Genomic DNA, 12,194 nt, shown 5'->3' on the forward strand with positions numbered 1-12,194 from the left:
CGGGTAATTGCCCTTCAATCCCCTGCATTTATACGATTTGTCATACAAATCCTGGGTAATCGCCCTTTAATCCCCTGCATTTGTACGACGTTTCATACAAATCTCCGAAAATCGCACTTCAACCCATGCTTTTGTACGACATTTCGTACAAAGCGCCACAAAGCGCAGGCAACAAGCCTGCGAACCCCGCCAACCTTGGCTATTTTCATGCTGGGGTTGTGCCAGAGAATTCAATGGCATGACCTTTTTCGTATAAAACGATGGGTGCAAGCCCTTAACCCCTTAAATTTGTAGCAGCCCCGATTTTAATGCGTTATTTCAAAACGGATAAGATTTAATTCTAAATGAAACGTACGCACCGCCTTCTGCGCGGTTGGAAAGCGATGCCGTTCCCCCATGCTTCTCCGCCAATGTTTTAACAATGTAGAGCCCTAATCCGGCATGACCCTTATTCCGGGTGCGCGACGGGTCTCCCTGATAAAACTTTTGAAACAGATAGGACATATCCTTGGCGGCAAAGCCCGGACCGCTGTCCTCAACCTCCATAACCGCCTGATTCTCCTCAAGCGTTATGCGCCATAGAATCGTTCCTCCGGGTGGCGTGAAGCGCATGCTGTTGCCGAGCACGTTATCGAGCATTTGCTCCAGCCTGTGGCTATCGACCGTCATCCATCCATTATTGCGGCGCAGAATCAGCTCCGGCACGAATTCAATCTGTTTAGCTTCGCATAAAAGTTTATATTCCTCTATTTTACTCTGGCTGAATGCCACTAGATCCGTATTCTGAAAGGTAAGGGCAAAATCAAGCCGTTCGATTTCTGAAACAGCGTTCATTTCATTGAGCAGCCGAACTGCCCGTTCGGTGCTTTTGCGAATCGTCTGCAAATAATCCTCCAGCCGTTCAGCTCTCTTCGATTCGTTCTCCAGAAGATTATCAACATGCCCCTGAACGATTGTAAGCGGCGTTCTTAAATCATGAGCCAGCGCTGCTACCATATCTCGCCGTTCCTGCTCCATTTGCCATTGTGCTTGCAAGGAAGCATGCAGTGCACTCCGCATCTCCTCAAATGCGGAAGCAAGCTGGGTGATCTCCTTCGAGCCTCCCTCGCCCGTGAAGGTAAAATCAAGATCCTGCCGCTGGATTCGTTCAGCCCCTTGAATAAGTCTCGATATAGGCGGCTCCAGCCTTTTCCCTACCTTGCGGGCCAGCAGCAGAGTAAACAATAAAATAAAGAGAAACGGCGCCGCCATATTACCGATGATAAACAGCAAAATAAAAGCTGAATTGCTCGAATTGCTCGATACAAGATCAAGAGAGTAGCGAAAAATAATCGCGCCGGACAAATGCCCCTGCTCATTCATTACCGGGTGATAGGAATGAAATTTGCCGTTTTTGTATTGTGTGGTATTTAGACTGTCTACTATTTCATTCGGACTGGATACCCAGCTTTCCTCTGTTGAACCATACACGGGCTCGCCGGACAGAGCTACCACCTGATAATCCATCCCTTCAAGCGGGACGACTTCTTCAAGCTCCTCCTGAAACTCCCGCTGCAGCAGCTTTTCTTCATTCTCGCGGACAAACAATGCAATGTCTGGTATCTGCTGTTCGTAATGATTAGCCGGCTGGAATTTGTCGCTATACGTCTTAAGAAAGTATATGCTTGCTCCCCATACAGCTAACGTACACACGATGCTGAGCAGGAATGTAATAGCTAAGGTAATGGCGAATTGGCTGCGGAAGGATAGCTTCTTCATTAGCGGTTTTTCTCCCATTTGTACCCTACGCCCCATACCGTAGCAATATAGGTTCGCCCGGGATCAGCCTCGGCAAGCTTTGCTCTGATTTTCTTGATATGTTCCGTGACTGTGGTAGCATCCCCCTCAGCGTTGAAGCCCCACACCTTCTCATAAATTTGCTCGCGCGTGAATACCTGTCCGGGATGAATGAGCAGGAACTGGACGATTTCCAGCTCCCGGTTGGTCAATGGAACCTGGCGGTTGCGAATATACAGCTCATAGGCGCCCGCGTCCAGCGTAAGATCCTGATCATGCAGCAGCTGCCTGGGCGTGCCTGAACCGCTTCGCTGTTCCCGGCGCAGGTGAGCAGCAATCCTCGCTTTCATCTCTTTTACACTGAATGGTTTGACCATATAATCGTCGCCGCCAACCATCAGTCCTTTTACCCGATCCTCCTCACTCTGCCGCGCACTCAGAAATAAAATCGGGCAGGAAACCCTTTCCCGGATTGCCTGACAAACTTCCCACCCGTTCATGCCGGGCATCATAACGTCCAGGATGATCAAGTCAGGCTGTTCGCCAAGATGGTTAAACACCTCTTCTCCGCTGTAAGCTGTTAACACACGGTAGTCATCATCCATTAAAGCATCTTGCAGAAAGTCGATGATTTCGGGTTCATCATCAACAATAAGAATCGTTTGTTTCATGCAATAATCCATCCTATCCCTCTCTGTGAGCTTTTCTTGCAGCTGTCCATCATGTATTTGTTGATCTCCTACTCCCGTGCTCGCTCATAACGCGTCACCTGCAATCTTGTTCAGCACAGAGGCGGCCGCACCGATTACGATCGCTTCCTCTCCAAGCTTACCCAAGCTGAAGTGAACCTCATACAAGGAGGCTGTATGGGTTTTACTTTTCGCTACGTCCGCGGCCACCTGAAAATATGCCGGATCGGCGTTAAGCAAGGGCCCGCCAAGAATTACCTTTTGCGGATGCAGCATATTGATCGCATTTGCCAATCCGATACCAAAATAAACAGCGGATTGGTGAAATAATTCCCGGACAAGTTGATCACCCTGCTTAAGAGCATAGACCAGCTGCTCGAATTGTACAGATTCCGGAGGAATCTCCTCCAGATAAATGCTCTTTCGTCCCTGCTTGAGCCTGGCTCTCGCCTGATGCTCCAAGGCTGAGATGGTCGCATAGTTTTCCAGACTGCCATAATTCCCGCCTGCCTGAAGCCGGGGGCCATCACTTTGAACGACCATATGACCTAAGGAATCTTCCAAATCAGCCGCACCGTATACGATTTTCCCATCGCTCATCACAGCCGAGCGCAAGCCTACACCGGCATGCACATATAGTAAATGCTTGGCGCTCCCCTTCATCGTAGACCAATATTCTCCGAGAATCGCCATATTAGCTCCGTTATCCAGTACAACCGGAAGTGACAGCTCCTGCTCCAGCAGCTCGCGAATCGGCACACCGTACCAGCCCTCCGCGGGAAAGTGCTGAGGATAGATGAAGCCAGTCGTACGGTCAAGCGGGCCGACGGCGCCAAGTCCCATGCCCATAATCGAAGAAAAAGCCAGCCCTAAAGGCTCAATCATAGCGTGAACAGCAGCCGCAATTTCTTTAACCAGCACGTCAGGGGTTAAAGTGGCGTCCATCTCCCACCGGCGGGAAGCCAGCTTTTCCAGCCGCATATTACACAGGATCAGCAGTGAGTTCTTGCGGGAAATATCGAGACCCAGCACATACCCGTAATCCGGATTAATGCGATACAGGATCGGACGGCGCCCCCCTGTTGATTCGCCAAAGCCGGACTCAATAATCAGCCCTTGTCCGCACATTTCCTCCAAGGTGCGGGTCATCGTGCTTAGCGACCAGCCCGTAGCCTCCAACAGCTGGACCTTAGACACCTGATCCTGTTTGCGAATAAGACGGTATAATGCTCTAGCTTTATCGCCCGCGATAGACTTGATTGATTCCATGGCAGCAGCCTCCTCCCTATGTTTCCAAATTATACACGACAGCAGCAGCCAGTTCGATTTTCCTTTCTACTTTTATCCATTCAGGAATTTTCTTCCTTGATATTACAAAAATTTCTACCGAATGATACATTCTCTTTGTTTTATTCTCATGAATTCATCATACTTTATTTCATAATGGAATAAAGTATGTTAAGATCAGCTTAACTATTATTAACTGACATACTAATGAGGAAGAGAGGTGACCCCTGAGCTTATGAAAGAAAAGGATAGCTGCATTTCGAGCTCGGAATCCTGGCTCCATACCTTGCAAATCGGCTGGGCATTTATGAAGATCAGTCCTATAGCTTTTGGCGGGGGGTTCTCGATGATTCCCCTGATGGCCAGGGAAGTGGTTACCCGCAAGCAATGGATGAGCGATAAGCAGTGGGAGGAAGCCATTACTGCAGCTACCAGCGTACCTGGCGGGGTCGGCATCAATGCAGCCGCTTATATCGGGTACAGGCTGCAGGGCTGGCGGGGATTGGCGGCAGCAGTAAGCGGTATGATTTTCCCCTCTTTCATTATCGTGCTGGCTATGGTGGTCTTTTTCACCCGATTGAATGAACACCCCGCAGTGCTTGCAGCCATGAAGGGCGTGCAAGTCGGTGTTACAGCCCTAATCGCTCACATTGGCGCCAGGATGTTTCGTTCCTCTGTGCGGGATCTAAAGGTGTTCGCCTTGTTCGCGGTTAGCCTGGCTCTGCTCATCCTGTTCTCCGTTCCACCTGCCTACCTGCTGGCGGGAGGCATAGCTGCAGGCTTCTTATGGTATGCCCTCCGTCAAAAACAACAGCAAAAGCGACAGCCTAGAAGGTGAACTTATTGATCTGGTTATTGTTTTGGTCGTTTTTTAAAATTGGTCTTCTGTCATTTGGCGGGGGGTATGCCATGCTTCCCATCATTGAAAGCGAGGTTGCCCGTTATGAATGGATGAGCGGAAACGCTTATGCTCAGACGGTAGCATTAGTCAGTCTCGCACCTGGACCGCTGGCGGCGAACATGGCCGTCTCCGTCGGCTATCATACAGCAGGCATTGCCGGCAGCGCAGCCGCTATGGCCGGTTTTGTCACGCCCTCTATTCTGCTTATCGTTCTTATTGTCGTTATCAGCCAACGCTTTGCCAACAAGGAGCTCGATTCTTTTTACTATGGCATAAGGCCTGTGATTGTTGCTTTTGTTTTTTATGGCGCCTTCCGGATGGCCCAGTCTACCCCTCTCCTGCACTCCTCCCCGGCCGACATGGCTATTACCTGGATCATCGCTGCAGCAGCCTACCTGTCATTCTCCCGCTTCCATCTTCACCCGCTGCTTGTTTTGTCAGGCTCAGGTGTGGCTGGCTGGCTTCTTTTCCAATGAACGGATAATCAGAATCAAGCTGGCGCACTCTAAACATTAAGACTTACCCCACGATTACAAAGAAAAGAAGTGCAAACTATTATGCCCCGTCAATCGGAGCCTTTAAACGAGCATTCTGCGGACGACCTTATTTCAGCCAGCCAAGCTGCCGGCTCTCAGTCCAATGCTGTTGAACCCGCGTATCCTATCAATGAAGCAGCGAGGAATATTTCTTTATACGGCAACAACACGGGAACAGAAGGCTACAATGCATCGCTGGAAGCCGATACAGCAGAGCATCCGGCATTGGACGCAAACCATGCACAAGCCTCCGAGCAATCCGAGCAACCGTTACAAGCAGCGGATACAAGGATTCACTCCGAGAAATTGCGCTATGAGAACGCCGATAACATCTATGAATAAGCCAGCCGCTTTACAGCCGGCATAGTGCTTTAATCTAACTTAAGAGGTGAACGCATGACAGATAAAAAAAATGAGGAGCACCTTACCGACCGGTGGTTCGCTTCCGCCAAGGAACAGGAGTATTACACGAAAATTATTGAGCAAACCTCAGAGGAAACAGCGGGCATCCCTACTCCTCCTGACCAGGAGCATATGGCGGCTACCGATGGAGTCGATGAGTTTGTTGAGAAAGCGATGGATCAAATTCAGGAAACCCTGTTTCCTGAAGAAGAAGAGGACTCTCGATGAGTCCTCTAAATTATTGCAACGCACCTCAATGGTAACGCACCCTAACCGGCAATCGCCGCTTTCGCTTTAATGTTAGCAATCTGTAAAAAACGCACTATTTCTGTGAAAATAAAACTCCCCGCATGATGAGCAATCTCGGGTAATCGTACCCGCGTCATGAGCAATCTCGGGTAATTTAGCTCAATAGTTGAGTCCCTCAATCACATAACTTGTACGAAATTTCGTATGAAACACCGGCTGCACGCCCTTAGTAGCTTAAAGCCCTACATTTGTACGATTTGTCATACAAATCTCGGGTAATCGCCCTTCAATCCCCTGCATTTGTACGATTTGTCATACAAATCTTGGGTAATTGCCCTTCAATCCCCTGTATTTGTACGACGTTTCATACAAATCTTCGGTATTCGCACTTCAACCGCATGCATTTGTACGACATTTCGTACAAAATGCAGGAAATAAGTCCGCGAACCCCGCCAACCTTGCTATTTTCATGCTGGAGTTGTGCCAGAACTGGAGAAGACATGACTGTTTTCATACAAATCTCCGGTATTCGCACTCCAACCCCATGAATTTGTACGACATTTCGTACAAATCCCCCATGGCCTGTCGGCCATCGCCCGCGCAGCCCTCAAACCCCGCCACCTCGACTATTTTCATGCTGGAGTTGTGCCAGAACTGGAGAAGACTTGACTGTTTTCATACAAATCTCGGGTAATCGCACTCCAACCGCATGCATTTGTGCTAATGCTGGTACTACAAAGTACTACAAAAATAGGCCGGGAGGAAGTTAATCATGTCTTTAAAGCGAGTAAGCTTGTAGGTCCAGCTTGTTATTTGTTGCGAATAAAAGCTTGAATGGCCTCGTTAACCGCCGCCGGGTTATCCAGATTTGTAGCATGATGTGCGTTCGGAATCACCTTCAATTCAGCATCGGCAATCTGCTTGCGCATATGCTCCTGCTGATAGTTAGTCATTGTGTCCTGGTCACCAATTAACAGCAATGTGGGACATTTGACCCTGTGCAAATCATGCTTGCTTTCCATCCGCGTTACTGCCGACCATATTCTAATCAAATTGTCATGCGGAATCATGGAAAATGCCTTGAAAATGTAGGCATAATTGGCCGGGTTGTTTTTGGAGAGCATCTTAGCCTGAAGGGACGCACTGGTCTTAACAGGCAGCCACCGGCTGCTGAAACGGTTGATTGGCACAAACAGTCTCTCATACCAATTAAAGCTGTTGCTGCAAGGGGTACCAATCAGAACAAGACGGCTCACCTTATCCGGATACCGGATCGCAGTTTGCAAAGAAATATGCCCTCCCATCGAGAGCCCGACGAGATTGGCCTTTGGCAGCCGCAGGTGATCCATCAAAGCCGCCAAATCCCGGCTGAAATCTTCGGAATCTACCTTACCCTCCGGTAAAGTAGAGTGTCCATGTCCTCTGACATCCCAGGTAACCACCTGATACTTGTCTTGAAAGCAGGCAACTTGTTCCTCCCACTGCCTATGATTCCAGGAGGCACCATGTGTGAAAATGATCGGTTCGCCTTCCCCAGACACCTCATAGTACAGCTTAGTCCCGTTACTCGTAAAATAAGCCATTGCAATTCTCCTATATTTGCATTTGCAGCTTTTTATTGAACAAGGATTGTAATAAGCAGAACGATTTCTCGAGCGGATCGTGAGCTGGTCACAGTTTGTGATTATTATGTCAGAAAAAAATTAGATTGACAATTGAAAATGTCCATGTTTAAAATAACTTTAGCCTAAATTTTGCATTAGGTAAACATTTTTTGTTATATGACAAATTTGTGCCCTGATACACAAATCCAGGAGGGAAGCTGTGCTTGAGAAAACAAAAAATAGATGGACAGAGCCATCTACGACGAACAGCAAGTTAACACCCGCACCGAATTATGCCATGTATAAAAAATCTATCATCATCCTCGGTCTGCTGGCGGTGACCTTACTAGGCGTCATCATTCTCGCTTGTTCCCTTGGCCCCGTTAATATTCCCTTTAGGCAAACGATGATGATTTTCCTTGAGTTCTTACACATCCCCTCCGCAGCATCATTCAGCGAACGGGATTACACGGTGATTACCGAAATCAGGCTGCCGAGAGTTATGGTAGGGGCGATGGTCGGGGCCGCCTTGGGCATTTCCGGCGCCGTTATGCAGGGCTTGTTCCGCAACCCGCTGGTAGAGCCCGGCTATATAGGGGTTTCCAGCGGCGCCGCGGTCGGGGCGGTTCTGGCGATTTTTTGGGGCTGGACCCAAATCAGCAAATGGTTATTGCCGGCTTCTGCTTTTATTGGCGCCTGGGTATCGATTTTCGTCATTCTGTTCATCTGGAAGGCTAGTAAACGAAATGCCATCTCTACCCTGCTGCTAATCGGGCTGGGTATGAATCTATTTTTATCAGCTGTGATCAGTGTATTTGTCGCCAGTGCTCCCAGCGAACAAGAATTGCGAAGCATCGTGTTCTGGCTTCAAGGAGGGCTGGAGGCCCGCACCTGGCAGCATGTTCAGTTAATCAGCCCGTTTATTCTGGGAGCTATCCTGCTTGTCATCCTTTTTGCAAGAGAGCTTAATATGATGCTGCTCGGCGATGAGCAAGCCAAAAGCTCCGGGGTTCATGTCCGCCGAACCCGGTATTTCCTGTTAGGCGCTGCAGCGCTCATGATCGGCGTAGGCGTGGCGGTTAGCGGCACTATCGGATTTGTCGGACTGATTATCCCCCATGTCATCCGCCTGCTTGCGGGTCCCGACCACCGCCTGCTCCTCCCTGCCAGTGCCTTGGGCGGAGCGATTTTTCTGGTGCTGGCTGATATCGTCTCACGAATGATGCTGAATCCGGTCAGCTTGCAGGTCGGTGTGGTGTGCGCCTTGATTGGCGCCCCTGTGTTTTTGCTTTTAACCGTTAAATCCCGAAGGGGGAGTATGTAAGTGCATCAGCTAAATGTCAATCATATAGGCGTGAGCCTTGCCGGACATCCTATTCTTCAATCGATATCCTTTGCGGCCCGGAGCGGGGAGCTGATCGGTCTGATCGGACCAAACGGCTCCGGCAAATCGACACTGCTGCGCACCCTCGCCGGACTGCAGCCCTATCAGCAGGGGGAAATTAAGCTTAATCAAAGCAAATTGCCGGCTTTCCGTCCGCGGGAGCTGGCCCGAATCATCGGTTATGTGCCGCAGGATACCTCGCTTGGATTTGATTTTTCGGTGCGTGACATCGTATTGATGGGCAGGCATGCGCATATTCCCCGGTTCGGCTTGGAAAGCCCGCGGGATTTGGAGATTGTTCAGGAAGCTCTGGAGCGGACAGCTATCGCTGATCTCGCTGACCGCTTGGTTACCAGCCTTTCCGGAGGACAGCGCCAGATGGCCTTTATCGCTAAGGCGCTTGCACAAGAGCCGGGCATTCTGCTCTTTGACGAGCCTGTTTCGGCATTGGATATTAACCGGCAGCTCCAGGTGCTGGAATTGATTCGCGAGCTCGCGAACGAAGGGATTCTGGCGATTGCCGCTTTGCATGATTTGAATCTGGCAGCCCGCTTCTGCGATCGTCTGATCCTTATCCAGGACGGGCAGCTGCAATCAAACGGCGCGCCTGATGAAGTGTTGAACCCGCACACTCTGCTGTCCAGCTATCAGGTGCTGTCCGCTGTGCGTCATGACGAAATGGTCGATGCGGCAGCCGTTACGGCTCTTGGGTACAAGGAGGCCGGCCAATCCTATGAGACGGATGCGGAGCCGCGGCCTTCGGTGTATGTAGTTGGCGGTGCGGGCAGCGCTTCGGGGCTGTTGGCCCTGCTGCACCGGCTCAACTGCAAGGTCACCGCAGGCCCTATGGAAGCCCACGATCCGGATGCGCGCCTGGCTCGGGACCTGGGGATGAAGGTCATTATTTCTCCATCCTTCTGCAAAATTTCTCCCGGGCTTCTGCACCAATGTCAGAAGGAACAGCTGGCTGCGGATTTGGTTATTGCCGCTCCCGTACCGATGGGGGACAACAACCAGGAGTTGCGGAGTGTTTTATCTACAACAAATGTGCTAACATGGCTGCCTGACCGCGAGCCCGGAACAGCTGGCACACCCTTGCTGACCGATTATTTGAACAGCAGCAGCATTGTAAATAAAGAAAACCTGACTACAATCATTCAGCAAAAAAAGGAGGAAATTGCCCGTGAAACGGTCCATTCCTGATTCGATTCCCTTTATCCCGCTAGTACTCTCTCTTTTGTTGATTCTGTTATTTGCCGCCAGCTGCGCATCCGCTGAAGGCCCTGCCGCCCCGGATTCGAGCCTCGACTCGATCTCCCCTTCCCCGGCGGCTAATTCTCCGGAGATGCAAAAAGAAGATGAAGAGGAGACCGGACAGCCATTTCCCCGTACCGTCAAGCTCTATGAGCAAGAAGTCTTAATCGAAGAAAAGCCGCAAAGCATAGCGGCTCTCTCCCTCGATGTTTCGGAAATTGTATTAAGCCTGGTAGAACCGGAGCGGATAGCTGCCGTATCCCGAAGCACCGAAAACGACTATTTATCCCATCATAGCGAGCAAGCCCGGGAAGTCAAAACCAAAGTAGTGGGGGCCAAGATTGATCCCGAGCAGGTGCTCTCCTTCGATACCGACCTCGTGCTCATCACCCTGACCCATGGAGCGGAACAGGATGCTACTGAAATGCTGCAGTCTGCCGGTATTCCCTTGGCCTCCTTTGAGCGTTGGCATACGATTGAATTGTTAAAACAAAACATCGGGCTGATTGGCCAGTTGGTCGGAGAAGAAAATAAGGCACAAAGCCTGATTGAGCAGATCGATGAAGAGATAAGCAACGTTCAGGCCGCAGTGGAAACATTCAAAGAAAAGCCAAGCGTTCTGGTCATATCCCAGGTTTCCTCCAATTCCGGCCCTTATGTTCTGGGTCCTACCAGCATCGCTTATGATATTGTCAAGCACGCGGGTGGCACTCCGGGGTCGGATTTGTTAAACCTGGACCGCACCGCCTCCGTATCTATCGAGCATTTGATAGAGGCCGACCCGGATTATATTATTCTTGCCGAATGGGGAACGGCCAGTGATGAGTTTAGTGAATTGATAGCTTCACCAGGCTTCCAGACGCTTCGGGCAGTCGCTACAGATCAGGTTAAGACGATGAAAGCCAGGGATTTGATGATTTCCAATCCGTATGCTGTGCTGCATGGTATGAAAGAAATCAGTGAATGGCTTCATCCGGACAAATTTCAATGAATGACAAGGAAAGAGGGACTGATATGATCGGCATCATCATATTTGCCTACGGAGCACCTAACTCTGTGGATGATCTGGAAAGCTACTATACCCATATCCGTTATGGAAAAAAACCGACTGCGGAACAATTAGAAGCGGCCAGGCAGCGGTTTGCCCGAACAGGCACGGCCGATTTGCTTGGAGCTGTGACGCAAAGGCAGGCACAAGCCCTGGAGCTGCTGCTGAAACCATACTTCACGGAGCCGCTTAGGGTTTATACCGCATTCAAGCATACCCCGCCATTCGCCCAGGATACAGTATCCCGCATGGTAGAGGAAGGCGTCACCCGCATTCTGACACTGCCCATCAGTCCTTTGTACTCCAAAACCGGTGCCGGACAATATCAGCGTAAAGTACACAAAGCTTTGACCCGACAGTGCCAGGGGGAACCCATTGCGGTTATTGATGTGGATAAATGGCATAATCATCCCGCTTTTGTAAGGGTGATGAGCAAACGGGTGAATACCGCTGTACAGTGGTTATCCGAGCAAGCACGGCTGCAAAGCGTGGTCATCTTCACCGCCCACAGCCAGCCTGGTGCAGCAGAGTCCCATGAGCGGTATCATTCCGAATTTGCTGAGCTGGCTCAGTTAATTGCGCAGGCGCTAGGACTCAGCCGCTGGACTACAGCATACCGCAGCGCCGGCGCCAAAGCCGAGCTGTGGTCGGGCCCCGATGTTAAAGAGGTTATCCAGACCGCAGCGGCAAACGGAATTCGCGGGATTGTCACCTGTGATCTATTGTCCGTCACAGCTAATATCGAAGCCCTGTTCGATATGGGCTTCGATTGCCAGGAGTTGTGTCAGAAATTGAATTTGGAATTCGTAAGAACAGAGTTTTTGAATGATTCTTTTGATTTTATGAACGCGCTCGCTGCTATTGTAAGAGAAAGACTGCAGCAGAGCGTATAGTCAGAATCTGCGGTGAGGGGGTCATAGAGGACAGCATGCTGCCGCAGGCCAGGATAAGGCCGGGCCAGGTCAAGGCCGGGCCAGGGATTAGCTGAAGAATGCGATTGTCCGACACACCCGGCAATAACGGCTCGGCTCCAGGCCCGCTAGCCGTCTGGCGGCCCCGGAGTC

Annotated in this window: 12 protein-coding genes; 8 read left to right on the plus strand and 4 right to left on the minus strand. The window is 50.4% G+C overall.

Features of this window, described 5'->3' with window-relative positions; all coding sequences use genetic code 11:
* Positions 1 to 318: 318 nt before the first annotated feature.
* From PSHG_RS17045 to PSHG_RS17055, 3 genes are all read right to left on the minus strand, one after another.
* On the minus strand, positions 319 to 1,758 hold the full coding sequence (locus PSHG_RS17045) for a sensor histidine kinase (protein WP_010275128.1): 1,440 nt from the start codon (positions 1,756 to 1,758) through the stop codon (positions 319 to 321).
* The gene (locus PSHG_RS17050) at positions 1,758 to 2,447 is read right to left on the minus strand and encodes a response regulator transcription factor (RefSeq protein WP_010275131.1); all 690 of its coding nucleotides are present in this window, start codon (positions 2,445 to 2,447) and stop codon (positions 1,758 to 1,760) included. Before PSHG_RS17050 ends, PSHG_RS17045 begins: the two co-directional genes overlap by 1 nt.
* Before the next feature lie 84 nt (positions 2,448 to 2,531).
* The gene (locus tag PSHG_RS17055; RefSeq protein WP_010275134.1) at positions 2,532 to 3,734 is read right to left on the minus strand and encodes an ROK family protein; all 1,203 of its coding nucleotides are present in this window, start codon (positions 3,732 to 3,734) and stop codon (positions 2,532 to 2,534) included.
* Between the two features lie 253 nt (positions 3,735 to 3,987).
* Here PSHG_RS17055 and PSHG_RS27950 point away from each other — a divergent pair, with 253 nt between their 5' ends.
* From PSHG_RS27950 to PSHG_RS17075, 4 genes are all read left to right on the plus strand, one after another.
* Positions 3,988 to 4,590 (plus strand): chromate transporter, encoded by a 603-nt coding sequence (locus tag PSHG_RS27950; RefSeq protein ID WP_010275137.1) that lies wholly within the window; start codon positions 3,988 to 3,990, stop codon positions 4,588 to 4,590.
* A 5-nt stretch (positions 4,591 to 4,595) separates the two neighbouring features.
* On the plus strand, positions 4,596 to 5,129 hold the full coding sequence (locus tag PSHG_RS27955) for a chromate transporter (protein WP_010275140.1): 534 nt from the start codon (positions 4,596 to 4,598) through the stop codon (positions 5,127 to 5,129).
* An 81-nt stretch (positions 5,130 to 5,210) separates the two neighbouring features.
* On the plus strand, positions 5,211 to 5,531 hold the full coding sequence (locus tag PSHG_RS17070; protein WP_010275143.1) for a hypothetical protein: 321 nt from the start codon (positions 5,211 to 5,213) through the stop codon (positions 5,529 to 5,531).
* Positions 5,532 to 5,585: 54 nt separating this feature from the next.
* A complete protein-coding gene (locus tag PSHG_RS17075; protein ID WP_010275146.1) occupies positions 5,586 to 5,819 on the plus strand; it encodes a hypothetical protein in 234 nt (77 codons plus the stop codon).
* Positions 5,820 to 6,649: 830 nt separating this feature from the next.
* On the opposite strand, the gene PSHG_RS17080 is transcribed toward PSHG_RS17075, so the two are convergent.
* Positions 6,650 to 7,423: an alpha/beta fold hydrolase gene (locus PSHG_RS17080; RefSeq protein ID WP_010275149.1), complete on the minus strand. Its 774-nt coding sequence runs from the start codon at positions 7,421 to 7,423 to the stop codon at positions 6,650 to 6,652.
* A gap of 241 nt (positions 7,424 to 7,664) precedes the next feature.
* Here PSHG_RS17080 and PSHG_RS17085 point away from each other — a divergent pair, with 241 nt between their 5' ends.
* Genes PSHG_RS17085 through hemH form a run of 4 tightly spaced genes read left to right on the plus strand, consistent with a single transcriptional unit; the run spans position 7,665 to position 12,023 of the window.
* A complete protein-coding gene (locus PSHG_RS17085) occupies positions 7,665 to 8,768 on the plus strand; it encodes a FecCD family ABC transporter permease (RefSeq protein WP_010275152.1) in 1,104 nt (367 codons plus the stop codon).
* A complete protein-coding gene (locus PSHG_RS27960; protein WP_010275154.1) occupies positions 8,769 to 10,031 on the plus strand; it encodes an ABC transporter ATP-binding protein in 1,263 nt (420 codons plus the stop codon).
* On the plus strand, positions 10,012 to 11,073 hold the full coding sequence (locus PSHG_RS27965) for an ABC transporter substrate-binding protein (RefSeq protein ID WP_010275158.1): 1,062 nt from the start codon (positions 10,012 to 10,014) through the stop codon (positions 11,071 to 11,073). Before PSHG_RS27960 ends, PSHG_RS27965 begins: the two co-directional genes overlap by 20 nt.
* Before the next feature lie 23 nt (positions 11,074 to 11,096).
* Positions 11,097 to 12,023, plus strand: a complete 927-nt coding sequence (hemH, locus tag PSHG_RS17100) for a ferrochelatase (protein WP_010275162.1) — start codon at positions 11,097 to 11,099, stop codon at positions 12,021 to 12,023.
* Positions 12,024 to 12,194: the final 171 nt, after the last annotated feature.

It is taken from the genome of Paenibacillus senegalensis JC66, assembly GCF_000285515.1.
Taxonomy (GTDB): domain Bacteria; phylum Bacillota; class Bacilli; order Paenibacillales; family NBRC-103111; genus Paenibacillus_L; species Paenibacillus_L senegalensis.

What these genes read in the sequence shown, in the direction of transcription:
- PSHG_RS17070 (WP_010275143.1), top strand. Translation starts at nt 5,211, where the DNA reads ATGCCCCGTCAATCGGAGCCTTTAAACGAGCATTCTGCGGACGACCTT.
- PSHG_RS17050 (WP_010275131.1), bottom strand. Translation starts at nt 2,447, where the DNA reads ATGAAACAAACGATTCTTATTGTTGATGATGAACCCGAAATCATCGAC.
- PSHG_RS17080 (WP_010275149.1), bottom strand. Translation starts at nt 7,423, where the DNA reads ATGGCTTATTTTACGAGTAACGGGACTAAGCTGTACTATGAGGTGTCT.
- PSHG_RS17075 (WP_010275146.1), top strand. Translation starts at nt 5,586, where the DNA reads ATGACAGATAAAAAAAATGAGGAGCACCTTACCGACCGGTGGTTCGCT.
- PSHG_RS27950 (WP_010275137.1), top strand. Translation starts at nt 3,988, where the DNA reads ATGAAAGAAAAGGATAGCTGCATTTCGAGCTCGGAATCCTGGCTCCAT.
- PSHG_RS17055 (WP_010275134.1), bottom strand. Translation starts at nt 3,734, where the DNA reads ATGGAATCAATCAAGTCTATCGCGGGCGATAAAGCTAGAGCATTATAC.
- PSHG_RS17045 (WP_010275128.1), bottom strand. Translation starts at nt 1,758, where the DNA reads ATGAAGAAGCTATCCTTCCGCAGCCAATTCGCCATTACCTTAGCTATT.
- hemH (WP_010275162.1), top strand. Translation starts at nt 11,097, where the DNA reads ATGATCGGCATCATCATATTTGCCTACGGAGCACCTAACTCTGTGGAT.